At 67.8% G+C, this 24,505-nt stretch carries 37 protein-coding genes; all 37 read left to right on the top strand.

Annotated features, from left to right (window positions below):
* Window positions 1-147 precede the first annotated feature (147 nt).
* The 37 genes from ACFXOZ_RS13095 to rpsI all read left to right on the top strand — a co-directional run bounded on the left by ACFXOZ_RS13095 (window position 148) and on the right by rpsI (window position 24,424).
* On the top strand, window positions 148-1,041 hold the full coding sequence (locus tag ACFXOZ_RS13095; protein WP_375882072.1) for a glycosyltransferase family 2 protein: 894 nt from the start codon (window positions 148-150) through the stop codon (window positions 1,039-1,041).
* Between the two features lie 280 nt (window positions 1,042-1,321).
* Entirely contained in the window at window positions 1,322-3,145 is a 1,824-nt protein-coding gene (locus ACFXOZ_RS13100; RefSeq protein ID WP_375882074.1) for a hypothetical protein, read from the top strand.
* A gap of 392 nt (window positions 3,146-3,537) precedes the next feature.
* Window positions 3,538-3,846: a 30S ribosomal protein S10 gene (gene rpsJ, locus ACFXOZ_RS13105; protein WP_012785157.1), complete on the top strand. Its 309-nt coding sequence runs from the start codon at window positions 3,538-3,540 to the stop codon at window positions 3,844-3,846.
* Between the two features lie 14 nt (window positions 3,847-3,860).
* Window positions 3,861-4,508, top strand: coding sequence for a 50S ribosomal protein L3 (gene rplC / locus ACFXOZ_RS13110; protein ID WP_350503569.1), 648 nt, complete (start codon window positions 3,861-3,863; stop codon window positions 4,506-4,508).
* 4 nt (window positions 4,509-4,512) lie between these two features.
* The gene (gene rplD / locus ACFXOZ_RS13115) at window positions 4,513-5,190 is read left to right on the top strand and encodes a 50S ribosomal protein L4 (protein WP_375882076.1); all 678 of its coding nucleotides are present in this window, start codon (window positions 4,513-4,515) and stop codon (window positions 5,188-5,190) included.
* A complete protein-coding gene (gene rplW, locus ACFXOZ_RS13120) occupies window positions 5,190-5,510 on the top strand; it encodes a 50S ribosomal protein L23 (RefSeq protein WP_063348967.1) in 321 nt (106 codons plus the stop codon). The genes rplD and rplW overlap by 1 nt, the downstream gene beginning before the upstream one ends.
* A 43-nt stretch (window positions 5,511-5,553) precedes the next feature.
* Window positions 5,554-6,390, top strand: coding sequence for a 50S ribosomal protein L2 (gene rplB, locus ACFXOZ_RS13125; protein WP_375882079.1), 837 nt, complete (start codon window positions 5,554-5,556; stop codon window positions 6,388-6,390).
* Between the two features lie 11 nt (window positions 6,391-6,401).
* Window positions 6,402-6,683, top strand: a complete 282-nt coding sequence (gene rpsS / locus ACFXOZ_RS13130; protein ID WP_030055821.1) for a 30S ribosomal protein S19 — start codon at window positions 6,402-6,404, stop codon at window positions 6,681-6,683.
* A gap of 50 nt (window positions 6,684-6,733) precedes the next feature.
* Complete coding sequence (gene rplV / locus ACFXOZ_RS13135) at window positions 6,734-7,081, top strand: 50S ribosomal protein L22 (RefSeq protein WP_030055822.1); 348 nt, start codon at window positions 6,734-6,736, stop codon at window positions 7,079-7,081.
* Window positions 7,081-7,905 (top strand): 30S ribosomal protein S3, encoded by an 825-nt coding sequence (gene rpsC / locus ACFXOZ_RS13140; protein WP_188301636.1) that lies wholly within the window; start codon window positions 7,081-7,083, stop codon window positions 7,903-7,905. The genes rplV and rpsC overlap by 1 nt, the downstream gene beginning before the upstream one ends.
* Before the next feature lie 5 nt (window positions 7,906-7,910).
* Window positions 7,911-8,330 (top strand): 50S ribosomal protein L16, encoded by a 420-nt coding sequence (gene rplP, locus ACFXOZ_RS13145; RefSeq protein ID WP_030055824.1) that lies wholly within the window; start codon window positions 7,911-7,913, stop codon window positions 8,328-8,330.
* Window positions 8,330-8,554: a 50S ribosomal protein L29 gene (gene rpmC, locus ACFXOZ_RS13150; protein ID WP_049649042.1), complete on the top strand. Its 225-nt coding sequence runs from the start codon at window positions 8,330-8,332 to the stop codon at window positions 8,552-8,554. The genes rplP and rpmC overlap by 1 nt, the downstream gene beginning before the upstream one ends.
* On the top strand, window positions 8,554-8,826 hold the full coding sequence (gene rpsQ, locus ACFXOZ_RS13155; protein ID WP_030055826.1) for a 30S ribosomal protein S17: 273 nt from the start codon (window positions 8,554-8,556) through the stop codon (window positions 8,824-8,826). Before rpmC ends, rpsQ begins: the two co-directional genes overlap by 1 nt.
* A 102-nt stretch (window positions 8,827-8,928) precedes the next feature.
* Window positions 8,929-9,300: a 50S ribosomal protein L14 gene (rplN, locus tag ACFXOZ_RS13160; protein ID WP_030393301.1), complete on the top strand. Its 372-nt coding sequence runs from the start codon at window positions 8,929-8,931 to the stop codon at window positions 9,298-9,300.
* 15 nt (window positions 9,301-9,315) lie between these two features.
* Window positions 9,316-9,627 (top strand): 50S ribosomal protein L24, encoded by a 312-nt coding sequence (rplX, locus tag ACFXOZ_RS13165; RefSeq protein WP_030232484.1) that lies wholly within the window; start codon window positions 9,316-9,318, stop codon window positions 9,625-9,627.
* Window positions 9,627-10,196: a 50S ribosomal protein L5 gene (rplE, locus tag ACFXOZ_RS13170; RefSeq protein WP_030300393.1), complete on the top strand. Its 570-nt coding sequence runs from the start codon at window positions 9,627-9,629 to the stop codon at window positions 10,194-10,196. Before rplX ends, rplE begins: the two co-directional genes overlap by 1 nt.
* Window positions 10,197-10,199: 3 nt before the next feature.
* The gene (locus ACFXOZ_RS13175) at window positions 10,200-10,385 is read left to right on the top strand and encodes a type Z 30S ribosomal protein S14 (RefSeq protein WP_030393303.1); all 186 of its coding nucleotides are present in this window, start codon (window positions 10,200-10,202) and stop codon (window positions 10,383-10,385) included.
* Between the two features lie 269 nt (window positions 10,386-10,654).
* A complete protein-coding gene (gene rpsH, locus ACFXOZ_RS13180) occupies window positions 10,655-11,062 on the top strand; it encodes a 30S ribosomal protein S8 (protein WP_030280781.1) in 408 nt (135 codons plus the stop codon).
* A gap of 22 nt (window positions 11,063-11,084) precedes the next feature.
* Window positions 11,085-11,624 carry a 50S ribosomal protein L6 gene (gene rplF, locus ACFXOZ_RS13185; RefSeq protein WP_375882084.1) on the top strand — a complete coding sequence of 180 codons (540 nt, stop codon included), beginning with the start codon at window positions 11,085-11,087 and terminating at the stop codon, window positions 11,622-11,624.
* A gap of 3 nt (window positions 11,625-11,627) precedes the next feature.
* Window positions 11,628-12,011 carry a 50S ribosomal protein L18 gene (gene rplR / locus ACFXOZ_RS13190; protein WP_030232494.1) on the top strand — a complete coding sequence of 128 codons (384 nt, stop codon included), beginning with the start codon at window positions 11,628-11,630 and terminating at the stop codon, window positions 12,009-12,011.
* A gap of 48 nt (window positions 12,012-12,059) precedes the next feature.
* A complete protein-coding gene (gene rpsE / locus ACFXOZ_RS13195; RefSeq protein ID WP_030055834.1) occupies window positions 12,060-12,683 on the top strand; it encodes a 30S ribosomal protein S5 in 624 nt (207 codons plus the stop codon).
* Window positions 12,683-12,865 (top strand): 50S ribosomal protein L30, encoded by a 183-nt coding sequence (gene rpmD / locus ACFXOZ_RS13200; RefSeq protein ID WP_030055835.1) that lies wholly within the window; start codon window positions 12,683-12,685, stop codon window positions 12,863-12,865. Before rpsE ends, rpmD begins: the two co-directional genes overlap by 1 nt.
* Before the next feature lie 2 nt (window positions 12,866-12,867).
* Window positions 12,868-13,320, top strand: coding sequence for a 50S ribosomal protein L15 (gene rplO / locus ACFXOZ_RS13205; protein ID WP_375882087.1), 453 nt, complete (start codon window positions 12,868-12,870; stop codon window positions 13,318-13,320).
* A gap of 339 nt (window positions 13,321-13,659) precedes the next feature.
* Window positions 13,660-14,970 (top strand): preprotein translocase subunit SecY, encoded by a 1,311-nt coding sequence (gene secY, locus ACFXOZ_RS13210; protein WP_375882088.1) that lies wholly within the window; start codon window positions 13,660-13,662, stop codon window positions 14,968-14,970.
* Window positions 14,970-15,623 (top strand): adenylate kinase, encoded by a 654-nt coding sequence (locus ACFXOZ_RS13215; RefSeq protein WP_380397400.1) that lies wholly within the window; start codon window positions 14,970-14,972, stop codon window positions 15,621-15,623. Before secY ends, ACFXOZ_RS13215 begins: the two co-directional genes overlap by 1 nt.
* A gap of 116 nt (window positions 15,624-15,739) precedes the next feature.
* On the top strand, window positions 15,740-16,579 hold the full coding sequence (map, locus tag ACFXOZ_RS13220) for a type I methionyl aminopeptidase (protein ID WP_380521233.1): 840 nt from the start codon (window positions 15,740-15,742) through the stop codon (window positions 16,577-16,579).
* A 139-nt stretch (window positions 16,580-16,718) separates the two neighbouring features.
* Window positions 16,719-17,144 carry a large conductance mechanosensitive channel protein MscL gene (mscL, locus tag ACFXOZ_RS13225; RefSeq protein WP_375882094.1) on the top strand — a complete coding sequence of 142 codons (426 nt, stop codon included), beginning with the start codon at window positions 16,719-16,721 and terminating at the stop codon, window positions 17,142-17,144.
* Between the two features lie 194 nt (window positions 17,145-17,338).
* Window positions 17,339-17,560 carry a translation initiation factor IF-1 gene (gene infA, locus ACFXOZ_RS13230; protein ID WP_003956442.1) on the top strand — a complete coding sequence of 74 codons (222 nt, stop codon included), beginning with the start codon at window positions 17,339-17,341 and terminating at the stop codon, window positions 17,558-17,560.
* A gap of 32 nt (window positions 17,561-17,592) precedes the next feature.
* Complete coding sequence (gene rpmJ, locus ACFXOZ_RS13235; protein ID WP_003956441.1) at window positions 17,593-17,706, top strand: 50S ribosomal protein L36; 114 nt, start codon at window positions 17,593-17,595, stop codon at window positions 17,704-17,706.
* 175 nt (window positions 17,707-17,881) lie between these two features.
* Window positions 17,882-18,262 carry a 30S ribosomal protein S13 gene (rpsM, locus tag ACFXOZ_RS13240; RefSeq protein WP_316523629.1) on the top strand — a complete coding sequence of 127 codons (381 nt, stop codon included), beginning with the start codon at window positions 17,882-17,884 and terminating at the stop codon, window positions 18,260-18,262.
* 72 nt (window positions 18,263-18,334) lie between these two features.
* Window positions 18,335-18,742 (top strand): 30S ribosomal protein S11, encoded by a 408-nt coding sequence (gene rpsK / locus ACFXOZ_RS13245; protein ID WP_030232513.1) that lies wholly within the window; start codon window positions 18,335-18,337, stop codon window positions 18,740-18,742.
* A gap of 130 nt (window positions 18,743-18,872) precedes the next feature.
* On the top strand, window positions 18,873-19,895 hold the full coding sequence (locus tag ACFXOZ_RS13250) for a DNA-directed RNA polymerase subunit alpha (RefSeq protein ID WP_030055844.1): 1,023 nt from the start codon (window positions 18,873-18,875) through the stop codon (window positions 19,893-19,895).
* A gap of 127 nt (window positions 19,896-20,022) precedes the next feature.
* Window positions 20,023-20,502: a 50S ribosomal protein L17 gene (gene rplQ, locus ACFXOZ_RS13255; RefSeq protein ID WP_375882098.1), complete on the top strand. Its 480-nt coding sequence runs from the start codon at window positions 20,023-20,025 to the stop codon at window positions 20,500-20,502.
* 79 nt (window positions 20,503-20,581) lie between these two features.
* Window positions 20,582-21,493, top strand: coding sequence for a tRNA pseudouridine(38-40) synthase TruA (gene truA / locus ACFXOZ_RS13260; protein ID WP_380590004.1), 912 nt, complete (start codon window positions 20,582-20,584; stop codon window positions 21,491-21,493).
* 41 nt (window positions 21,494-21,534) lie between these two features.
* Complete coding sequence (locus ACFXOZ_RS13265) at window positions 21,535-23,193, top strand: ABC-F family ATP-binding cassette domain-containing protein (RefSeq protein ID WP_380590007.1); 1,659 nt, start codon at window positions 21,535-21,537, stop codon at window positions 23,191-23,193.
* Between the two features lie 232 nt (window positions 23,194-23,425).
* Window positions 23,426-23,869, top strand: coding sequence for a 50S ribosomal protein L13 (rplM, locus tag ACFXOZ_RS13270; protein ID WP_030055846.1), 444 nt, complete (start codon window positions 23,426-23,428; stop codon window positions 23,867-23,869).
* Window positions 23,870-23,914: 45 nt separating this feature from the next.
* Window positions 23,915-24,424 (top strand): 30S ribosomal protein S9, encoded by a 510-nt coding sequence (rpsI, locus tag ACFXOZ_RS13275; protein ID WP_350503556.1) that lies wholly within the window; start codon window positions 23,915-23,917, stop codon window positions 24,422-24,424.
* Window positions 24,425-24,505: the final 81 nt, after the last annotated feature.

The following is a 24,505-nucleotide window of genomic DNA, read 5'->3' on the forward strand; positions in this document are numbered from 1 at the left end:
GGCCGGTCCCGTTCGGGACCGGCCCTCCGCCACTGCCGACCCCGGCCGACGCGGTCGTTCGAAAAAAGCTGGTTGACTTGACCCGCCCGGCGGCCGCGGCCGGGCGGCACCGAAGCGTGATCCAGGACCAGGAGGTGCGGCGCCGTCATGAGCGTCGATTTCGTCATCCCGTACTACGGCGACCCGGAGTACCTGTTCGCCACCATCGACAGCATCCGGGCGCAGCACCAGCAGGACTGGCGGCTGACCGTGGTGGACGACCAGTACCCGGGCAACCGGGCGCTGGAGTACATCGAGGGCCTGGACGACGAGCGGATCCGCTACGTCCGCAACGAGGAGCGGCTGGGCCCCAACGGCAACACCTACAAGGCGTCGACCCTGGCCGAGCGCGAGTTCGTCTCGATGATGGGCGCCGACGACCTGCTGGAGCCGAACTACCTGGACGTCGTCCTGGAGCGGATGAAGGCCGACCCGAAGGCGATCGCGGTCCAGCCGGGCGTCAAGGTGATGGACAGCGACGGGAACCTGGTGCCGTCGCTCGGCATCGGTGACAAGGTCAAGCGCCGGATCGCCGCCCCGGCCCGCAAGGCCGGCCTGATCAGCGGCGAGGACGCGGTGAAGAGCCTGCTGTCCGGGAACTGGCTGTACACCCCGTCGCTGCTGTACCGGCAGTCCGCGCTGTCGAAGATCCCGTACCGCCCGGACATCGACGCCGTGCACGACCTGGCGTTCATGGTCGACATGCTGATGGAGGGCGGCAACCTGCTGGTCGACGAGCGCGAGGTGTTCCGCTACCGCCGCCACCAGGCCAGCGACTCCTCGAACCGGGTCAAGGACGGCAAGCGCTTCGACGAGGAGCTCCAGTACTACACCCTGATCGCCAAGGAGCTGCGGGCCAAGGGCTGGAACGCCGCGGCCCGCTCGGCCGACCTCCACCTCTCCTCCCGGCTGCACGCCCTGATGGTCGCCGCCGGGCGCCTCGGCGCGGGTGACTTCGCCCACGCCGGCGCCATGGTCGGCCGCGCCGTCCGCAGCAGCTGACCCGGTCCGCGGCGGGGCGGTGCTGAACGCCGGGCCGTCGGCTCCGCGTTGTCCGGAAGGAAGGGCGGCGCGGGCCGGCGGGCCGTTTCGCGGACGCGGTCGGACGGGCGGCACCGGTTCGGACGCACCTGGTCCACCGGATGATCACGATGACTCCACACCGGGCCGCATGGCAGACTTCCCGTGCGATCCAACGACTGGGGGTGCGTGTGGGCGACTCGCGGGCACCTGTGAAAAAGACATGACAAGTGCTGGTTCCAACAACGAGGGAAGTGTCCCGGTGCAGCCGCTGATCGATTCTGCCCATGCGACCGACGGGCGGACATTGAAGGAGGGCGGTGACGGGAACGGGACCGCCGAGCCGAAGGCTCCTCCGGCCGCGCTCCTGCGGCTGCGGGTCCTCGCCGCCCACCGCTGGTTCTGGCCGGCGGCCGTGCTGCTCGGCTACCTCGCGCAGACGGCGTTCCGGCTGTCGCTGTCGATCCACAACTACTACCCGTCGGTGCACGCGGACGAGGACGGCTACCTCGCGATCGCGCGGGTGCTGGCCGGCAAGCCGGCCTCCGAGATGCCCACCGGCGTGATCATCCCCGGCGGCTACCCGCTGCTGATCTCGCCGGCGCTCCGGATAGCCGACAACCCGGACACCGCGTACCACCTGATCATGGTGATCAACGCGGTGCTCAACGCGCTGGTCTTCCCGCTGGCCTTCGCGGCGGCCCGCCGCCTGGGGCTGTCCCGGCCGCAGGCGTTCCTCGCCGGGTCCGCCGTCGCGCTGGTGCCGCCGGTGATCTTCTACTCCCAGTTCGTGATGACGGACGCCGTCCTCCCGGTGCTCCTGCTGATCTGGCTGATCTCGATGCACGGCTGGCTCTCGCCCGGATCGACCCGCCGCCGCGCGCTGTACGCGGCCGCGATGAGCCTGGCCGCCGGCTACTCGATGGCCACCCACGACCGCGGCGGCGTGGTCGTGGCGCTGACCGCACTGGCCCTGCTGGTGGTGCTCGCCATCGGCTGGGCGCCGCGGCTCGCCTCGCTGGCCGGGCTCGGCGCGCTCGCGGTGGCCTACCTGGGCACCAAGCTGCTGGACGGTTACGTCACGGCCCAGTTCAAGGACGTCCCGGGCGCGGGGGTCGGCAACAAGGTCTTCGACAACCTCGAGAACGGCAAGTACACCACCACGATCGTCGTCCGGACCCTCGGCGAGCTGTGGTACTTCATGACCTCCACCTACGGCCTGGGCGCGATCGCCTTCGTGCTGTGCGTGGTGGCGGTGTTCCACCGCCGCTCCACGGCGGCCGACCGGGTGGTCTCCTTCGTCATGGTCGCCCTGCTGTGCGGCACCGCGCTGGCCTCCGCCGCGGGCCTCGCGGACGACAACCGCGTCGACAACTGGGTGTACGCCCGGTACTGCGCCGTGCTGGTGCCGGTGTTCATGGTGGTCGGCCTGGTCGTGCTGTTCCGGGCCGGGAAGCGCCGGCTGCTGCAGCTGGCCGCGCTCGGCACGGTGGTCGTCGGGATCACCGGGCTCGCCGTCACCGAGTACGCGGGGCGCAAGCTCAACGTCTGGATCATCCCGTGGACGGTGCCGGACGCCCAGTTCCTCTCCTCGACCTACGACGGCCTGCACATGGGCCGCACGACCTTCGGCGCGCTCGCCGTGCTGGGCGCCTGCCTGCTGCTGCGGGTGGTCGGCGGCCGCCGGATCATCGCGGCCGTGGTGGGCTGCCTGACGCTCTTCGCGGCCTACGCGACGGTCGCCGTCACCAACAACATCGCCGAGCCGCACTCCAAGTTCCGCAAGTACGAGGCCGTCGGCCTGCCCAAGGAGGCCGGCCTGGGCAAGGGCGACAACGTGGTCCTGGACTGGGACCTCGACTGGGGCAGCCGGATGTCGCTGGCCTTCGAGGTCTACTGGGGCCGGGTCTGGACCAGCAACGTGAAGAACGGCAACACCCCGCCGGAGTCGGCCACCGCGATCCTGCTGGCCGTCTCCAAGGACCCGGGCACCAAGCCGGAGTCCAGCTGGCAGAAGCCGCTCCCGGGCTGGCACGTCGCGAAGTACAACATGGAGCGCGGCTGGGTGCTCTGGCGCAAGGGCTGAGCTGCGGTTCCACCCCTTCGGGGCCGGTGAGGTACGCCTCACCGGCCCCGATTGGCATCCGGGCTGCTCCATGTGGCAGTATGTCCAAGTTGCTCGGTTGAGTGCCGATGCTGCGCGCCTCCCGCCGGGAGGACTGGAAGCGAGTCCCATGTACTCGTCGTTCCCGTGATGGCCGTCAAGCGTGAGTTCTACGCCACGGCAGCTGCGGGGCGAAAGTACGGGAATCTTCCGGGAAGCGTGTGCGGGGCCTCGGCCCGGCCACCCCCACCCCGAAAGTTTGAAACCGACGAAGTACTTCGCCGGTTTTTTGCAAGCGCGAGTGCGACACGCCCGAGCGCGGGGGTCGGAGGAGGGTCGTGCAGTGACTAAGGACAAAGGACTACTGAGTAGCCATGGCGGGACAGAAGATCCGCATCCGGCTCAAGGCCTACGACCACGAGGTCATCGATTCCTCGGCGAAGAAGATCGTCGAGACGGTGATCCGTACTGGTGCGCAGGTCGCAGGCCCGGTGCCGCTGCCCACTGAGAAGAACGTGTACTGCGTCATCCGCTCGCCGCACAAGTACAAGGACTCGCGCGAGCACTTCGAGATGCGCACTCACAAGCGTCTGATCGACATCCTCGACCCCACGCCGAAGACGGTTGACTCGCTCATGCGTCTCGACCTGCCGGCTGGCGTCGACATCGAGATCAAGCTCTGAGAGGCGCACCGAAGATGGCTAAGCAGATTAAGGGCATCCTGGGCGAGAAGCTCGGCATGACCCAGGTCTGGGACGAGAACAACCGGGTCGTTCCGGTGACCGTCGTCAAGGCTGGGCCCAATGTCGTGACCCAGGTCCACACCGCCGACAGCCCGGCCGGCTACGACGCCGTCCAGATCGGCTTCGGCGAGATCGACCCCCGCAAGGTGAACAAGCCCCTCGCGGGCCACTTCGCCAAGGCCGGTGTCACCCCCCGTCGCCACCTGGTCGAGCTCCGTACCTCGGACGCCTCCGAGTACACCCTGGGCCAGGAGATCACCGCCGAGCTGTTCGAGGCGGGTGTCAAGGTCGACGTGACCGGCACCTCCAAGGGCAAGGGCTTCGCCGGTGTCATGAAGCGCCACAACTTCCGGGGCCTCGGCGCCGGTCACGGTGTGCAGCGCAAGCACCGCTCGCCCGGCTCGATCGGTGGCTGCGCCACCCCGGGTCGCGTGTTCAAGGGCGTGAGGATGGCCGGCCGGATGGGCCACGAGCGTGTGACCACCCAGAACCTGACCATCCATGCCGTTGACGCGGAGAAGGGGCTGCTCCTGATCAAGGGCGCAATCCCGGGCCCGAACGGCGGCCTCATCCTCGTCCGCACCGCGGCGAAGGGGCTGTGAGGATATGAGCACCATTGACATCCTGTCGCCCTCGGGTGACAAGACCGGCAGCCTCGAGCTGCCGGCCGAGATCTTCGACGCGAAGGTCAGCGTTCCGCTGATGCACCAGGTCGTCGTGGCGCAGCTCGCTGCGGCCCGTCAGGGCACCCACAAGACCAAGACTCGCGCCGAGGTCCGCGGTGGCGGCAAGAAGCCGTACCGCCAGAAGGGCACCGGCCGCGCCCGTCAGGGCTCGACCCGTGCGCCGCAGTTCGCCGGCGGTGGCGTCGTGCACGGTCCCGTGCCGCGTGACTACTCGCAGCGGACCCCGAAGAAGATGATCGCCGCCGCCCTGCGCGGTGCGCTCACCGACCGGGCCCGCCACAACCGCATTCACGTCATCACCGACGTGACCGCGACCGAGGCGCCGTCGACCAAGGCCGCCAAGGGCCTGTTCGGCAAGATCACCGAGCGCAAGAACGTCCTCCTGGTCGTCGAGCGTTCGGACGAGCTGGGCCTCAAGTCCGCTCGCAACCTGCCGAACGTCCACATCCTGGACGCCGGTCAGCTGAACACCTACGACGTGCTCGTCTCCGACGATGTGGTCTTCACCCAGGCCGCCTTCGAGCGTTTCGTGGCCGGTCCGGCCGCGTCCGCCAAGGCCGTGGCTGCTGAGGGCGAGCTCGAAGGGAGCGCCGCCTGATGGCTGCAGAGATCACGAGCAAGACGTTCACGGACCCCCGTGACGTCCTGGTGAAGCCGGTCATCTCGGAGAAGAGCTACTCGCTCCTCGACGAGAACAAGTACACGTTCGTCGTGTCGCCCGGTGCCAACAAGACCCAGATCAAGCAGGCCGTCGAGGCGGTCTTCTCGGTCAAGGTCGAGTCCGTCAACACGCTCAACCGTCAGGGCAAGCGCAAGCGCTCCAAGACGGGCTTTGGCAAGCGCAAGGACACCAAGCGCGCCATCGTGACGCTGGCTGAGGGCAACCGCATCGACATCTTCGGTGGTCCGGTCTCCTAACGGGGATCGTGATCGTCGATAAGGACGAGGACGAGAGAGCCAAATGGGCATCCGCAAGTACAAGCCGACTACGCCGGGCCGTCGTGGCTCCAGCGTGGCCGACTTCGTAGAGATCACGCGGTCCACCCCGGAGAAGTCGCTGGTTCGCCCCCTGCACAGCAAGGGCGGCCGTAACAACGCCGGTCGGATCACCGTTCGCCACCAGGGTGGCGGCCACAAGCGCGCCTACCGCGTGATCGACTTCCGTCGTCACGACAAGGACGGCGTGCCGGCGAAGGTCGCGCACATCGAGTACGACCCGAACCGCACCGCGCGCATCGCGCTCCTGCACTACCTGGACGGCGAGAAGCGCTACATCATCGCGCCGCGTGGCATCGCGCAGGGTGACCGGATTGAGAACGGCCCTGGCGCCGACATCAAGCCGGGCAACAACCTGCCGCTGCGCAACATCCCGGTCGGTACCACCATCCACGCGGTGGAGCTGCGTCCCGGCGGCGGTGCCAAGCTGGCCCGCTCCGCGGGCTCCGGCATCCAGCTGCTGGCGCGTGAGGGCAAGATGGCGCACCTGCGCATGCCCTCCGGTGAGATCCGCCTGGTCGACGCGCGCTGCCGCGCCACCGTCGGCGAGGTCGGCAACGCCGAGCAGTCGAACATCAACTGGGGCAAGGCCGGCCGTATGCGCTGGAAGGGCGTCCGCCCGACCGTGCGTGGTGTCGCCATGAACCCGATCGACCACCCGCACGGTGGTGGTGAGGGTAAGACCTCTGGTGGCCGCCACCCGGTCTCGCCGTGGGGCCAGAAGGAGGGTCGCACCCGTCGCCCGAAGAAGGCGTCGGACGCTCTCATCGTGCGCCGCCGCAAGACCAACAAGAAGCGCTAGGAGCAGGTCAGATGCCGCGCAGTCTCAAGAAGGGCCCCTTCATCGACGGCCACCTTCTCAAGAAGGTGGACGCTCAGAACGAGGCGGGTACCCAGAACGTCATCAAGACCTGGTCCCGTCGCTCCGTGATCTTCCCGGCCATGCTCGGCCACACGATCGCGGTGCACGATGGCCGTAAGCACGTCCCGGTGTTCGTCACCGAGTCGATGGTCGGCCACAAGCTCGGCGAGTTCGCGCCGACGCGTACCTTCCGCGGTCACGTCAAGGACGACCGCAAGTCGAAGCGTCGCTAGTCGCCAGCGAGATTACCGACTCAATGACTTACACCAGCAAGGGGACAACCATGGAAGCCAGGGCCCAGGCGCGGTACATCCGCGTCACGCCCATGAAGGCCCGCCGCGTGGTGGACCTCATCCGTGGCCTGCCGGCCACGGAGGCCCAGGCCGTCCTGCGTTTCGCTCCGCAGGCCGCCACCGTGCCGGTCGGCAAGGTGCTCGACAGCGCCATCGCCAACGCCGCGCACAACTACAACCACTCCAACGTGGACGACCTCGTCATCAGCGAGGCGTACGTTGACGAGGGTCCGACCCTGAAGCGGTTCCGTCCGCGTGCGCAGGGTCGTGCCTACCGGATCCGCAAGCGGACCAGCCACATCACCGTGGTCGTCAGCAGCAAGGAAGGGACCCGGTAATGGGCCAGAAGGTTAACCCGCACGGGTTCCGCCTCGGCATCAGCACGGACTTCAAGTCCCGCTGGTACGCCGACAAGCTGTACAAGGACTACGTCAAGGAAGACGTTGCCATTCGTCGCATGATGACGAAGGGCATGGAGCGCGCCGGCATCTCCAAGGTCGAGATCGAGCGCACCCGCGACCGCGTCCGCGTCGACATCCACACCGCCCGTCCCGGCATCGTCATCGGGCGTCGTGGCACCGAGGCCGACCGCATCCGCGGCGACCTCGAGAAGCTGACCGGCAAGCAGGTCCAGCTGAACATCCTCGAGGTCAAGAACCCCGAGCTGGACGCCCAGCTCGTGGCTCAGGGCGTCGCGGAGCAGCTGTCCTCCCGCGTCTCCTTCCGTCGTGCCATGCGCAAGTCGATGCAGGGCACCATGAAGTCCGGCGCCAAGGGCATCAAGGTCCAGTGCTCCGGTCGTCTCGGCGGCGCCGAGATGAGCCGTTCGGAGTTCTACCGCGAGGGCCGTGTGCCGCTGCACACCCTGCGCGCGAACGTCGACTACGGCTTCTTTGAGGCCAAGACGACCTTCGGCCGCATCGGTGTGAAGGTCTGGATCTACAAGGGCGACGTCAAGAACATCGCCGAGGTCCGCGCTGAGAACGCCGCTGCCCGCTCGGGCAACCGCCCGGCCCGTCCCGAGGGTGGTCGTCCCGCCCGCGGTGGCGAGCGCCGTGGTGGCGAGCGCGGTGGCCGTGGCCGTCGCCCCGCCGCTGCCGAGGCCCCCGCGGCCGCGGCCGCCGAGGCTCCGGCTGCCGAGAACACCGGAACGGAGGCCTGACCCCAATGCTGATCCCCCGTAGGGTCAAGCACCGCAAGCAGCACCACCCGAAGCGCCGCGGCGCTGCCAAGGGTGGCACCGAGCTCGCGTTCGGCGAGTACGGCATCCAGGCCGTCACCCCGGCCTATGTGACGAACCGGCAGATCGAGTCCGCTCGTATCGCCGTCACCCGTCACATCAAGCGTGGCGGCAAGGTCTGGATCAACATCTACCCGGACCGCCCGCTCACCAAGAAGCCGGCCGAGACCCGCATGGGTTCCGGTAAGGGTTCGCCCGAGTGGTGGATCGCGAACGTGCACCCGGGTCGGGTCATGTTCGAGCTGTCGTACCCCAACGAGAAGGTGGCTCGTGAGGCGCTGACCCGCGCAGCTCACAAGCTCCCGATGAAGTGCCGGATCATCCGGCGCGAGGCAGGTGAGAGCTGATGTCGGCCGGCACCAAGGCTGCTGACCTCCGCGAGCTGGACAACGAGGGTCTCGTTGCCAAGCTCCGTGAGGCCAAGGAGGAGCTGTTCAACCTCCGCTTCCAGGCGGCGACCGGGCAGCTCGACAACCACGGACGGCTCAAGCTCGTCCGTAAGGACATCGCGCGGATCTACACCCTGATGCGCGAGCGCGAGCTGGGCATCGAGACGGTGGAGAGCGCCTGATGACTGAGAACACCAACGAGACGCGCGGTTTCCGCAAGACCCGTGAGGGTCTCGTCGTCAGCGACAAGATGGACAAGACCGTCGTCGTCGCCGTCGAGGACCGCGTCAAGCACGCTCTGTACGGCAAGGTCATCCGCCGTACGAACAAGCTGAAGGCGCACGACGAGGCGAACGCCTGCGGCATCGGCGACCGGGTGCTCCTCGCGGAGACCCGCCCGCTGTCCGCGACGAAGCGCTGGCGCGTCGTCGAGATCCTCGAGAAGGCCAAGTAACGAAGTTGATGCGGTACGGCCGTATGTGCACCAGGTCCCTCGCGGGCGCTGGTGTGAGCAGCGGTCGGCCCGTCAGCTCTCGTTGACGATCAGGAGAAAGCTGTGATCCAGCAGGAGTCGCGACTGCGTGTCGCCGACAACACGGGCGCGAAGGAAATCCTTTGCATCCGCGTTCTCGGTGGTTCCGGTCGCCGCTACGCCGGTATCGGGGACGTCATCGTCGCGACCGTCAAGGACGCGATCCCCGGCGGTTCGGTCAAGAAGGGTGACGTCGTCAAGTGCGTCGTCGTCCGTACCGTGAAGTCGCGTCGTCGTCCGGATGGCTCGTACATCCGCTTCGACGAGAACGCCGCGGTCGTTCTGAAGAACACCGATGGTGACCCCCGTGGCACCCGCATCTTCGGCCCGGTGGGCCGCGAGCTGCGTGACAAGAAGTTCATGAAGATCATCTCGCTTGCGCCGGAGGTGCTCTAACTCATGGCGAACAGCATGAAGATCAAGAAGGGTGACCTGGTCCAGGTCATCACCGGCAAGGACAAGGGCAAGCAGGGCAAGGTCATCCAGGCCATGCCGGCTGAGAACAAGGTCCTGGTCGAGGGTGTCAACCGGGTCAAGAAGCACACCAAGCCGGGTCCGGGCACTCAGGGTGGCATCGTCACCGTCGAGGCCCCGGTGCACGTCTCCAACGTCCAGCTGGTCGTGGAGAAGGACGGCAAGAAGGTCGTCACCCGCGTTGGCTACCGCTTCGACGACGAGGGCAACAAGATCCGCGTTGCCAAGCGAACCGGTGAGGACATCTGATGTCTGAGACGTCTGTTGAGAAGGTGACCCCCCGCCTCAAGGAGCGTTACAACTCCGAGATCAAGGGTCAGCTGCAGGAGCAGTTCTCGTACGAGAACGTCATGCTGACGCCCGGCCTGGTCAAGGTCGTCGTCAACATGGGTGTCGGCGAGGCCGCCCGTGACAGCAAGCTGATCGAGGGCGCGATCCGCGACCTGACCGCGATCACCGGTCAGAAGCCGGCCGTGACCAAGGCTCGTAAGTCCATCGCGCAGTTCAAGCTGCGCGAGGGCCAGCCGATCGGCACCCACGTCACCCTCCGTGGTGACCGCATGTGGGAGTTCCTGGACCGTCTGGTTTCGCTGGCCCTGCCGCGAATCCGTGACTTCCGTGGCCTCTCCCCGAAGCAGTTCGACGGCCGTGGCAACTACACCTTCGGTCTGACCGAGCAGGTCATGTTCCACGAGATCGACCAGGACAAGGTCGACCGTCAGCGCGGTATGGACATCACCGTCGTGACCACCGCCCAGACCGACGACGAGGGCCGGGCGCTCCTGCGCGCTCTGGGCTTCCCGTTCAAGGAGGCGTAACACATGGCGAAGAAGTCCCTCATCGCGAAGGCCGAGCGGAAGCCGAAGTTCGGCGTCCGGGCCTACACCCGGTGCCAGCGCTGCGGCCGTCCGCACTCGGTGTACCGCAAGTTCGGCCTGTGCCGTGTCTGCCTTCGTGAGATGGCGCACCGCGGCGAGCTGCCGGGCGTGACCAAGAGCTCCTGGTAACCAGGACCTCGCGGTAACGCCATAGCGAAGCAGGTGTGCCCGACCCCACAGAGCCCCTTTTTTGGGGCTGCGTACGGAATCCCGTAGGGTAGTGAGGTCGGGCCCCCTGTCGCGGTAGCTCCATAGCTGCCGTCGACCCTCTTCGGAGGGCTCGCACCCAGTCTTACGACGCCGCAGGTCCCCTGCGTCTGTGCCCCTGCCGCACTCCCCGGAGTGCGGCAGGGGGACCTGGCGCGGAGAAACCACGGCGAGAGAGGCCTGAGGCCATCATGACCATGACCGACCCCATCGCAGACATGCTCACGCGTCTGCGTAACGCTAACTCGGCGTACCACGACTCTGTGGCGATGCCGGCCAGCAAGATCAAGGCGCACGTCGCCCAGATCCTGCAGCAGGAGGGGTACATCTCCTCCTACAAGGTTGAGGAGCCCGCTGAGGGCGAGGTCGGCAAGAAGCTGACCATCGAGCTCAAGTTCGGTCCCAACCGTGAGCGCTCGATCGCTGGCATCAAGCGGATCAGCAAGCCGGGCCTGCGGGTCTACGCAAAGTCCACCAACCTGCCGAAGGTGCTCGGCGGCCTGGGCGTGGCGATCATCTCCACGTCCTCGGGTCTCCTCACCGACAAGCAGGCTGCCAAGAAGGGCGTAGGCGGAGAAGTTCTCGCCTACGTCTGGTAATTCGGGAAACGGAGGTACAGCAATGTCGCGCATTGGACGGCTGCCCATCCCGGTTCCCGCCGGCGTGGACGTCACCATCGATGGCCAGGCGGTCTCGGTGAAGGGCCCCAAGGGCTCCCTCACCCACGTTGTCGCCGCGCCGATCGAGATCGGTAAGGGCGAGGACGGCAACCTGGTCGTCACCCGCCCCAACGACGAGCGTCAGTCGAAGGCCCTGCACGGCCTTTCCCGCACGCTGGTGGCGAACATGATCACCGGCGTGACCGCGGGCTACCGCAAGTCGCTGGAGATCAGCGGTGTCGGCTACCGAGTTCTGGCGAAGGGCTCCGACATGGAGTTCCAGCTGGGCTACAGCCACCCGATTCTGGTCGAGGCCCCCGAGGGCATCTCCTTCGTCGTCGAGTCGGCCACCAAGTTCCACGTGGACGGCATCGACAAGCAGAAGGTCGGCGAGGTCGCCGCGAAGATCCGCAAGCTGCGCAAGCCCGACCCGTACAAGGCCAAGGGCGTCAAGTACGCGGGCGAGGTCATCCGCCGCAAGGTCGGAAAGAGTGGTAAGTAAGCGATGAGCGTCTCTGTCAAGATCGGCAAGGGCAACGCCTACAAGAGCGCCGCTCGCAAGCGCCGCGCGATCCGCGTTCGCAAGCGCGTCGTCGGCACCGAGGTGCGTCCGCGCCTCGTCGTGACGCGCTCGAACCGTCACATGGTCGCCCAGGTCATCGACGACGCCAAGGGTCACACCCTGGCGTCGGCGTCCACCCTCGACGTGTCCATCAAGGGCGCCGAGGGCGACAAGACCGAGCTGGCCAAGAAGGTCGGGAGCCTGGTCGCCGAGCGCGCCAAGGCTGCCGGCATCGAGGCGGTCGTCTTCGACCGCGCGGGCAACCGGTACGCCGGCCGCATCGCCGCCCTGGCGGACGCGGCTCGCGAGGCCGGGCTCGACTTCTAAGCCGCTCGTCGACTCAGTCGACGGACGTAATCGAGAGAGGTAATTCCAATGGCTGGACCCCAGCGCCGCGGTAGCGGCGCCGGCGGTGGCACCGGCGGTGGCGAGCGGCGCGACCGTAAGCGTGACGACCGGGGCAACGCCCCCGCCGTCGAGAAGACCGCTTACGTCGAGCGCGTTGTCGCGATCAACCGTGTCGCCAAGGTTGTCAAGGGTGGTCGTCGTTTCAGCTTCACCGCGCTGGTCGTGGTGGGCGACGGTGACGGCACCGTGGGTGTCGGTTACGGGAAGGCGAAGGAGGTTCCGGCCGCCATCGCCAAGGGTGTTGAGGAGGCCAAGAAGAACTTCTTCAAGGTCCCCCGTATCCAGGGCACCATCCCGCACCCGATCCAGGGTGAGAAGGCCGCCGGCGTCGTGCTGCTGAAGCCCGCCGCCCCCGGTACCGGTGTTATCGCCGGTGGTCCGGTGCGCGCCGTCCTGGAGTGCGCCGGCATTCACGACATCCTGTCGAAGTCGCTCGGCTCGGACAACGCGATCAACATCGTGCACGCCACCGTGGCTGCTCTGAAGGGCCTCGTGCGCCCCGAGGAGATCGCCGCCCGTCGTGGCCTGCCGCTGGAGGACGTGGCCCCCGCCGCTCTGCTGCGGGCGCGTGCTGCAGGGGTGAGCGCCTGATGGCTCGCCTGAAGATCACGCAGACCAAGTCGTACATCGGCAGCAAGCAGAATCACCGTGACACCCTGCGTTCGCTTGGTCTCAAGCGCATGCACGACGTCGTGGTGAAGGAGGACCGTCCCGAGATCCGCGGGATGGCCCACACGGTCCGTCACCTGGTGACGGTTGAGGAGGTGGACTGATCATGGGCGACAACCCGATCAAGATCCACAACCTGCGTCCCGCCCCGGGTGCCAAGACCGACAAGATCCGCGTGGGTCGTGGTGAGGGCTCCAAGGGTAAGACCGCCGGTCGTGGTACCAAGGGCACCAAGGCCCGCTACCAGGTTCCGCAGCGCTTCGAGGGTGGCCAGATGCCCCTCCACATGCGCCTGCCGAAGCTGAAGGGCTTCAAGAACCCGTTCAAGATCACGTTCCAGGTCGTCAACCTCGACAAGCTGGCCGAGCTCTACCCGCAGGGTGGCGCCGTCACGGTCGAGGACCTGGTCGCCAAGGGCGCGGTTCGCAAGAACTCCCTCGTCAAGGTGCTCGGCACCGGCGAGGTCTCGGTTGCGCTGCAGGTGACGGTCGACGCCGTCTCCGGCTCGGCCGCCGAGAAGATCAAGGCCGCCGGCGGTACGGTCACCGAGCTCGTCTGAGCCCGCTGAACCCGCCGACAACCGGCTTCGAGCCCCGCACCTCCTTCGGGAGGTGCGGGGCTCGTGCTTTTACCCCGGCTTTCACTCCGGGGCCGAAATCAGCCGGTACCGGGCCTCGTTCTTTTGTGTGGCAAAACCGGGCATCCCGTACCCCCGTGAGTGGGGGAGGGACGGTACGCGCTTCTTTCGAGTGGCCGCGCACTGTTAGAGTCCGTGGAGTTCCCTTGTAGGCTGCGCGTAGGCTCGCCTGTGCCGTCTGTACGGGGGCCCGTACCGCAAAAACTCCCCATTCAGGACCGACCCTCCCGCCGACGACGTGCGGGAGGCGCAGGAGGCACCGTGCTCAGTGCGTTCGCGCGGGCGTTCCAGACGCCCGACCTGCGCAAGAAGCTGCTGTTCACGCTGGGCATCATGGTGCTGTTCCGGCTGGGCTCGCACATTCCGATTCCGGGCGTGAGCTTCACGGCCGTGAACGAGTGCATCAAGGACACCAAGAACAACGGCCTCTTCGGACTCGTCAACCTGTTCAGCGGTGGCGCGCTCCTCCAGCTGACGATCTTCGCGCTCGGCATCATGCCGTACATCACCGCGAGCATCATCCTCCAGCTCCTCACCGTCGTGATCCCGCGACTGGAGGCGTTGAAGAAGGAGGGCCAGGCCGGCACCGCGAAGATCACCCAGTACACCCGCTACCTGACCATCGCGCTCGCCGTGCTCCAGGGCACCGGCATCGTGGCGACGGCCTCCAGCGGTGCGCTGTTCTCCGGCTGCCCGGTGGGCAACCAGATCGTGCCGGACACCTCGGTGTTCCGGATCGCCGTCATGGTGCTCACGATGACGGCCGGCACCACGGTCATCATGTGGCTGGGCGAGCTGATCACCGACCGCGGCATCGGCAACGGCATGTCGCTGCTGATCTTCACCTCGATCGCCGCGCAGTTCCCGACCTCGATGTGGGCCATCAAGCAGTCCGGCACCATCGGCGGCGGCTGGGTCGAGTTCCTCTCCGTGGTCGCGGTCGGCGTCATCGTTGTGATGCTGGTCATCTTCGTCGAGCAGGCGCAGCGCCGGATCCCGGTCCAGTACGCGAAGCGGATGATCGGCCGCCGGGCCTTCGGCGGTACCTCGACCTACATCCCGCTCAAGGTGAACCAGGCCGGTGTCATCCCGGTCATCTTCGCCTCGTCGCTGCTGTACATCCCGGCGCTGGTGGTCCAGCTGACCAACAGCCAGTCGGGCTGGGCGGTGTGGGTCAAGCAGAACTTCGTCAAGGGTGACCACCCGATCTACATGGCCACCTACTTCCTGCTGATCGTCTTCTTCGCCTTCTTCTACGTCGCCATCTCCTTCAACCCCGAAGAAGTTGCCGACAATATGAAGAAGTATGGTGGCTTCATCCCGGGCATCCGGGCCGGCCGTCCGACGGCCGAGTACCTGAACTACGTGCTGACCCGAATCACGTGGCCGGGTTCGCTCTACCTGGGCCTGATCGCGTTGATCCCGATGATCGCCCTGGTCGCCTTCGGACAGCAGACCAACTTCCCGTTCGGCGGCACCAGCGTGCTCATCGTCGTCGGCGTCGGACTCGAAACTGTGAAGCAGATCGAGAGCCAGCTCCAGCAGCGCAATTACGAAGGGTTCCTCCGCTGATGCGTATCGTCCTCGTTGGTCCTCCCGGGGCCGGGAAGGGTACTCAGGCGCACCTGCTCGCCAAGACCCTGTCCATCCCCCACATCTCCACCGGCGACCTGTTCCGCGCCAACATCGGTCAGGGCACCCCGCTGGGGCTCGAGGCCAAGGGCTACATGGACGCGGGTCGCCTGGTACCGGATGAGGTCACCATCGGGATGGCCAAGGACCGCATGCTGCAGGCCGACGCGGCCAACGGCTTCCTGCTCGACGGCTTCCCCCGCAACCTGGGCCAGGCCAAGGCGCTCGACGAGTTCCTCGCCGAGCAGGGCATCGTGCTGGACGGCGTGCTGGACCTGGAGGTCCCCGAGGACGAGGTGGTGCGCCGGATCGCCGGCCGCCGCCTGTGCCGCAAGAACGGCAGCCACGTGTTCCACGTCGCGTACAACCCGCCGAAGGAGGAGGGTGTCTGCGACGAGTGCGGTGGCGAGCTGTACCAGCGCTCGGACGACACCGAGGAAGCGGTGCGCACGCGCCTGGAGGTATACCACACGGAGACCGAGCCGATCATCGACTACTACGTCCAGCAGGGCCTGGTGGCGACGATCTCGGCCCTCGGCAAGGTGGACGAGGTCACCCAGCGCGCGATCGAGGCGCTGAAGAAGAACGGCTGAGTTCGCTCGGCGAGGTACGCGTGACGGCCGGGTCGCCCGTGGAGCGGGCGGCCCGGCCGTTTTCGACGTCGTACGGTGGTAGGCAGTGGTAATCCGGACTTGGAAGGCGTGACCTGATGGTGGAGATCAAGACCCCCGAGCAGATCGCGAAGATGCGGGCGGCCGGGCTGGTCGTCGCCGAGGCGCTCAAGGCCTGTCGCGAGGCGGTCGCTCCCGGGGTGACCACCCAGGAGCTCAACGACATCGCCGACAAGGTCATCACCGACCACGGTGCCACCTCGAACTTCCGCGCCCACCACGGCGGCCTGTGGTTCCCGGGCGTGATCTGCGCCTCGGTGAACAACGAGGTCGTGCACGGTATCCCGGGCGAGCGGGTGCTGCAGGAGGGCGACATCATCTCGATCGACTGCGGCGCCATCCTGGACGGCTGGCACGGCGACTCGGCGATCACCGTCGCGGTCGGCGAGGTCCGCCCCGAGGTCGAGATGCTCAGCCGGGTGACCGAGGGCTCGATGTGGGCCGGCATCGCCCAGATGAAGAAGAACAACCGCCTGGTGGACGTCTCCAAGGCGATCGAGGGCTACATCCGGCGCCAGCCGCTGCCGCCCAAGGGCAAGTGGGGCATCACCGAGGGCTACGGCGGCCACGGCATCGGCACCGCGATGCACATGGAGCCGCACGTGCTGAACTACGTCGAGCGCGGCCGCGGCAAGGGCCCGAAGCTGGTCCCGGGCACCGTGCTGGCGATCGAGCCGATGGTCTCGCTCGGCACCCCGCACACCGCGGTGCTGGAGGACGACTGGACGGTCGTCACCAACGACGGCACCTGGGCCTCGCACTGGGAGCACTCGGTGGCCGTCACCGAGGAGGGCCCGCTGGTGCTGACCGCCTTCGACGGCGGCCGGGCCGAGCTCGCCAAGCTGGGCATCACCGCAGCTCCGGACCCGCTGGCGTAGTCGCCCGGGCGGTCAACTGCCGCTGCTGACAAGGGATCAGAGCCCTGGAGGTTTGGACCTCCAGGGCTTTTGTCCTATTTTTAACGGCTGGCAGTGGCAGTTACTGGCCCAGTGGCTTACGAGCGAGCAGGAGAGCGCAGTGCTCAAGGGATTCCGCGACTTCATGATGCGCGGCAACGTCATCGACATGGCCGTCGGTGTGGTCATCGGTGCCGCGTTCACCGCGGTGGTGACCGGCTTCGTGTCCGCCTTCCTCACCCCGCTGGTCGGCGTGGTGGTCGGCGCGGCCGGCGACTTCAGCTCGTACACGGCGGAGATCGGCGGGGTGAAGTTCCCGTACGGCCAGTTCCTGAACGTGCTGATCGCCTTCTTCATGACCGCCGCGGTGCTGTACTTCTGCGTGGTGCTGCCGATCACCAAGGCCACCGCCCGCTACCTGCCGAAGAAGCCGAAGGTCGCGAAGCGCCCGTGCCCCGAGTGCCTGACCGAGATCCCCGAGGCCGCCCGCCGCTGCTCGGCCTGCACCGCCCACGTCGACCCGCTGGCCGTCCCCACCGGGGTCTGACGGGGCCGGTGTGACGGCGGACTCCTTCCGGTACCCCCGTTTTGGACCCCGGGACGCGCTGGCGTAGGATGGACCGTCGGCTCACTCGTAGCGTGCTTCAGCACGCCCTCTTCCCCTCGGGGGCGGGGTGAACCCAGGTTCGCACGAGCGTTCCGCATACGGTAGCCGGTCCCGGAAGGTGGATCTCGCAGTTCATGGCTAAGAAGCAAGGCGCCATTGAGATCGAGGGCACCGTGATCGAGTCTCTTCCGAACGCGATGTTCAAGGTCGAGCTGCAGAACGGTCACAAGGTCCTCGCGCACATCAGTGGCAAGATGCGCATGCACTACATCCGCATCCTGCCGGACGACCGGGTGGTCGTGGAGCTCAGCCCCTACGACCTCACGCGCGGCCGGATCGTCTACCGCTACAAGTAAGAACGTCAGATCTAGACCCGGAGAACCTGAACATGAAGGTCAAGCCGAGCGTCAAGAAGATCTGCGACAAGTGCAAGGTGATCCGCCGTCACGGCCGGGTCATGGTGATCTGCGACAACCTGCGCCACAAGCAGCGCCAGGGCTGATCTCCCTCCCGCATTTCTCGTAGTACTTCGCGCGACGCGAAAACGTCATACGCGGGTCACCCGATCCGTCCCGGACGGGACGGACTGCCGCCCCCGGTCAGAGGCCGGGGCTCCCTCACCGTGAGGTGTCGGAGTAGGTGCCCGTCAGACCTCTGAAGAACCACAGGAGCCTTGAATGGCACGCCTCGCCGGCGTTGATCTCCCCCGTGAGAAGCGGATCGAGATCGCCCTTACGTACGTGTACGGCATCGGCCGTACCCGCGCCCAGCAGACCCTCGCCGAGACCGGCGTCAACCCGGATGTCCGCGTTCGCGACATCACCGAGGACGACCTGGTCAAGCTGAGCCAGTACATCGACGCCAACTACACGGTCGAGGGTGACCTCCGCCGTGAGGTGGCCGCCGACATCCGCCGCAAGGTCGAGATCGGCTGCTACGAGGGTCTGCGTCACCGCCGTGGCCTGCCGGTCCGCGGCCAGCGCACCCACACCAACGCGCGTACCCGCAAGGGCCCGCGTCGCGCGATCGCCGGCAAGAAGAAGCCGGGCAAGAAGTAGTCCGTCCCGTCACCGGACATCCCTCCGGCCCGCGGGTCAGCGGACCGACCACCTCAGTAGGAGAACAGACTTATGCCCCCCAAGGGTCGTCAGGCTGCCGGCGCGAAGAAGATCCGCCGCAAGGAAAAGAAGAACGTCGCTCACGGCCACGCGCACATCAAGAGCACGTTCAACAACACCATCGTTTCGATCACCGACCCCGCGGGCAACGTGATCTCCTGGGCCTCCGCCGGCCACGTCGGCTTCAAGGGTTCGCGCAAGTCCACCCCGTTCGCCGCGCAGATGGCCGCCGAGGCCGCTGCCCGTCGCGCGCAGGAGCACGGCATGCGCAAGGTCGACGTCTTCGTGAAGGGTCCGGGCTCCGGCCGCGAGACCGCGATCCGTTCGCTCCAGGCCACCGGCCTGGAGGTCGGCTCGATCCAGGACGTCACCCCCACCCCGCACAACGGCTGCCGTCCGCCGAAGCGCCGCCGCGTCTGACGCAGCGCCTTCGGGCACGCGGGTAACGCTTTAAACCACGTACGGGGTCCTGTTTTCTGCGGGACCCCGTACGCTTGGTCCTGTCGGCATCAAATAGTGGGTGCCGAAGACAACTGGAGGAACACCCCCCATGCTTATCGCTCAGCGCCCCTCGCTGACCGAAGAGGTCGTCGACGAGTTCCGCTCGCGGTTCGTGATCGAGCCGCTGGAGCCGGGCTTCGGCTACACCCTCGGCAACTCCCTGCGCCGCACGCTCCTGTCGTCGATCCCGGGTGCCGCTGTCACCAGCATCCGCATCGACGGCGTCCTGCACGAGTTCACCACCGTGCCGGGCGTCAAGGAGGACGTGACCGACCTCATCCTCAACATCAAGCAGCTGGTCGTCTCCTCGGAGCACGACGAGCCGGTCGTGATGTACCTGCGCAAGCAGGGCCCGGGCGTCGTGACCGCCGCCGACATCGCCCCGCCGGCGGGTGTCGAGGTGCACAACCCCGAGCTGGTCCTCGCCACGCTGAACGGCAAGGGCAAGCTGGAGATGGAGCTGACCGTCGAGCGCGGTCGCGGCTACGTCTCCGCCGTCCAGAACAAGGCCTCCGGCCAGGAGATCGGCCGCATCCCGGTCGACTCGATCTACAGCCCCGTGCTGAAGGTCACCTACAAGGTCGAGGCCACCCGTGTCGAGCAGCGGACCGACTTCGACAAGCTGATCGTCGACGTCGAGACCAAGCCCGCCATGCGTCCGCGCGACGCCATGGCCTCGGCCGGCAAGACCCTGGTGGAGCTGTTCGGCCTCGCCCGCGAGCTGAACATCGACGCCGAGGGCATCGACATGGGCCCGTCCCCGACGGACGCCGCCCTGGCCGCCGACCTGGCGCTGCCGATCGAGGAGCTGGAGCTCACCGTTCGGTCGTACAACTGCCTCAAGCGCGAGGGCATCCACACCGTGGGTGAGCTCGTCGCCCGCTCCGAGGCCGACCTGCTCGACATCCGCAACTTCGGTGCGAAGTCGATCGACGAGGTCAAGGCGAAGCTGGCCGGCATGGGCCTGGCCCTCAAGGACAGCCCGCCCGGGTTCGACCCGACCGCCGCCGCCGACGCCTTCGGCGCCGACGACCTGGACGACGCGGGTTACGCGGAGACCGAGCAGTACTAAGAGATTTGGCCGCGGGGGCGGTTCCACGGAGCCGCCCCCGTCGTCATGGCAAGTCGTACCGGCAACAGTGCCGGTACGCCCGCTGCGGTACCTGGTACGGCCGTAGTCGGAGATCCAAGGAGTCACCATGCCGCGTCCCACCAAGGGTGCCCGCCTCGGCGGCGGCCCGCACCACGAGCCGCTGCTGCTCGCCGGTCTGTGCCGGGAGCTGTTCCAGTACGGCCGCATCACCACGACCGAGGCCAAGGCCCGTCGGATGCGCCCGCTGGCGGAGAAGCTGATCACCAAGGCGAAGAAGGGCGACATCCACAACCGTCGCCTGGTGCGCAAGACCATCACCGACATCTCGGTGCTGCACACCCTCTTCACCGAGATCGCGCCGCGCTACGAGAACCGCCCGGGTGGTTACACCCGTATCACCAAGATCGGTCCCCGTCGTGGCGACAACGCCCCGATGGCCGTGATCGAGCTGGTCGAGGCGCTGACCGTCGCGCAGACCGCCGTCGGCGAGGCCGAGGGCGCCACCAAGCGTGCCGTCAAGGAGGCCGACCAGGCCGCCGCCGTCGAGACCAAGGCCGACGAGGCCGAGGCCGCCGAGCAGGCCTGACACCTCCAGGTGTGATGCGGGCCCGCTCTCCCAGCGATGGGGGAGCGGGCCCGTTCCTTATTCGTAGGAGCAGGAGCAAGTGGTCAACGATTGCGCCGAGCAGCCACCGGTGAAGGACGGCCCGGCCGAGGGCCGCGTCCGGGTCCGGCTCGACCTCGCCTACCAGGGCGCCGAGTTCTCCGGCTGGGCCCGCCAGAAGGGCGGCCGCCGGACGGTCCAGGAGGAGATCGAGACCGCGCTGCAGGTCGTCACCCGCAGCCCGGAGCTGTTCCCGCTGACCGTGGCCGGCCGCACCGACGCCGGCGTCCACGCCCGCGGCCAGGTCGCCCACGTCGACCTGCCGGCCGAGCTGTGGGAGGCGCACCGGGAGAAGCTGCTGCGCCGGCTGGCCGGCCGGCTGCCCGGGGACGTCCGGATCTACCGGGTCGGCGAGGCGCCGGCCGGGTTCGACGCCCGCTTCTCGGCGATCTGGCGCCGCTACGCCTACCGGGTCGCCGACCACCCCGGCGGGGTCGACCCGCTGCTGCGCGGGCACGTGCTGTGGCACGACCGGCCGCTGGACGTGAACCGGATGAACGAGGCCGCGAAGCTGCTGCTCGGCGAGCACGACTTCGCCGCGTACTGCAAGAAGCGCGAGGGCGCCACCACCATCCGGACCCTGCTGGAGCTGCACTGGGACCGCGTCCCGGTGGACGGCTACGCCAGCCAGGAGGGCAGCCTCGCGGTCGCCACCGTGCGGGCCGACGCCTTCTGCCACAACATGGTCCGGGCGCTGGTCGGCGCGATGCTGCTGGTCGGCGACGGGCACCGGCCGGTGGAGTTCCCCGGCGAGGTGCTGGCCGGCGGGGTGCGCAACTCGGCCGTCAACGTGATCCGGCCGTACGGGCTCACGCTGGAGGAGGTCGGCTACCCGCCGGACGACCAGCTCGCCGAGCGGAACCGGCAGGCGCGGCGGATGCGCACGCTGCCCGGGCAGCCGGCCGTCGCGTAATCCGTTTTGGCCCGGGGCGTCCGCTTGGGACAATCGCTCCCATGGGACACGTCGAGATTTCGCACCTGGAGTACTACCTGCCGGACGGGCGGGTGCTGTTCGACGACGCGTCCTTCCGGGTCGGCGAGGGCGCCGCGGTCGCGCTGGTCGGCGCCAACGGCGCCGGCAAGACCACCCTGCTGCGCATGATCGCGGGGGACATCCAGCCGCACGGCGGCACGGTGACGATCAGCGGCGGGCTCGGCGTGATGCGCCAGTTCGTCGGCACCACCGGCCGCGAGGACCAGAGCGCCACCCCGGGGGCCCTGCCGGCCGACGCCTCGGTGCGCGACCTGCTGGTCTCGGTCGCCCCCGAGCGGATCGCCGTGGCCGCCCGCGCGGTGGACGCCGCCGAGCTGGCGATGATCGCCCAGGACGACGAGAAGACGCAGATGGCCTACGCCCAGGCGCTCTCCGACTGGGCGGACGTCGGCGGCTACGACTACGAGACCGACTGGGACGTCTGCACCATGGCGGCCCTCGGGATGCCCTTCGACAAGGCCCAGTGGCGCGGCCTGAACACCCTCTCCGGCGGCGAGCAGAAGCGGCTGGTGCTGGAGGCGCTGCTGCGCGGCCCCGAAGAGGTGCTGCTGCTCGACGAGCCGGACAACTACCTGGACGTACCGGCCAAGCGCTGGCTGGAGGAGGCCCTCAAGGCCACCTCGAAGACCGTCCTGTTCATCTCGCACGACCGTGAGCTGCTCTCCAGGTCCGCGGACAAGATCATCAGCGTCGAGTCCGGTGCCGCCGGAAGCAGCGTGTGGGTGCACGGCGGCGGCTTCGACAGCTTCCACGAGGCCCGCAAGGACCGCTTCGCGCGGTTCGAGGAACTGGGCCGCCGGTGGGACGAGGAGCACGCCAAGCTCAAGAAGCTGGTCGTCACCCTGCGCCAGGCCGCCTCCGTCAGCCACGCGCTCGCCACCCGCTACGCGGCCGCCCAGACCCGGCTGAAGAAGTTCGAGGAGGCCGGCCGCCCGGAGGAGCCCCCGCGCGAGCAGAGCATCACCATGCGGCTCAAGGGCGGGCGCACCGGCATGCGGTCCTTCACCCTGGAGCGGCTGGGGCTCACCGGCCTGATGCAGCCCTTCGACCTGGAGGTCTTCTACGGCGAGCGGGTCGCCGTGCTGGGCGCCAACGGGGCCGGCAAGTCGCACCTGCTGCGGCTGCTCGCGGGGGACACCACGGTCGAGCACACCGGCGACTGGAAGCTCGGCGCCCGGGTCGTCCCCGGCCACTTCCGGCAGACCCACGCCCATCCGGAGCTGTTCGGCCGCACCGTGCGCTCGATCATCGAGGAGGAGCACGCGCTCAGCCGCGGCGCCGCGATGGGCGCGCTGCGCCGGTACGAGCTGGACCGCCAGGAGGAGCAGAAGTTCGAGTCGCTGTCCGGCGGACAGCAGGCCCGGCTGATGATCCTCAAGCTCGAACTCTCCGGCGTGACGGCCCTGTTGCTCGACGAGCCGACCGACAACCTGGACCTGGAGAGCGCCGAGGCGCTGCAGACCGGGCTGGAGGCCTTCGAGGGCACGGTGCTGTGCGTCACCCACGACCGCTGGTTCGCCAAGACCTTCGACCGCTTCCTGGTGTTCGGCGCGGACGGGAAGGTCTTCGAGTCGTCCGAACCGGTCTGGGACGTCACCCGGGTGGAGCGCGAACGCTGAGTGACGGCGGGGTGGGCGGCCGGCGATTTTTGACCGCTCCCCGCCCGCCCGGTAACCTGGACGCTTGATGTGCGTATTGGCTCGCTCTATCTCACGTGAGAGGTCGGTACGCCGGAGACATCAGGTCGACGACCAGCGGTCACCCTTGAATTGCGTCCAAGGCTGATCAGGCTGCTCTTCCGTCCGGGTGCTCCTGTCAGGACTCACTCACTGAAAAGCGAAGGCTACGACCGTGCGTACGTACAGCCCCAAGCCCGGCGACGTCCAGCGTCAGTGGCACGTCATCGACGCGACCGACGTCGTGCTGGGCCGCCTGGCCTCCCAGGCCGCCAACCTCCTCCGGGGCAAGCACAAGGCGATCTACGCGCCGCACGTTGACACTGGTGACTTCGTCATCATCATCAACGCCGACAAGGTGCACCTGTCCGGTAACAAGAAGACCCAGAAGCTGGCCTACCGCCACTCGGGCTTCCCGGGCGGTCTGCGCTCGGTGCGCTACGACGACCTGCTGGCGAACAACCCGGAGAAGGCCGTCGAGAAGGCCATCAAGGGCATGATCCCCAAGAACAGCCTGGGCCGCCAGATGCTCTCCAAGCTGAAGGTCTACTCGGGCGACCAGCACCCCCACGCTGCCCAGCAGCCGGTGCCGTTCGAGATCACCCAGGTCGCGCAGTAATTCGGCCACCAAGCCCCCCAACACTGAAAAGAGCTGAGGAACATCGTGGCCGAGACCACTGAAACCCTTGAGGTCGACTTCGACGAGGCCGTTGAGGCCGTCGAGGGCGAGTACACCTCCGAGGAGAGCTACACCTCCGAGTCCCTGGCCGGCCGCTTCGGCGAGGCCACCCCGGGCGCCGGCCTCGGCCGTCGCAAGGAGGCGATCGCCCGCGTGCGCATCGTCCCCGGCACCGGCCAGTGGAAGATCAACGGTCGCACCCTCGAGGGTTACTTCCCGAACAAGGTGCACCAGCAGACCGTGAACGAGCCCTTCAAGCTCCTCGAGCTGGACGGCCGTTACGACGTCGTCGCCCGCATCAGCGGTGGCGGCGTCTCCGGCCAGGCCTACGCGCTGCGCCTCGGCGTCGCCCGTGCCCTGAACGAGGCCGACGTGGACAACAACCGCGCCGCCCTCAAGAAGGCCGGCTTCCTGATGCGTGACGCCCGTGCCGTCGAGCGCAAGAAGGCCGGTCTCAAGAAGGCCCGCAAGGCGCCGCAGTACAGCAAGCGCTAATCGCGTCCCCGGGGGTGCGTACCGCCCTGGCGGCGCACCCCCTGGTTGCGCAAACCGTCGCCCCGGAGTACCTCGTGTACT

It is taken from the genome of Kitasatospora sp. NPDC059160, from assembly GCF_042755465.1.
Taxonomy (GTDB): domain Bacteria; phylum Actinomycetota; class Actinomycetes; order Streptomycetales; family Streptomycetaceae; genus Kitasatospora.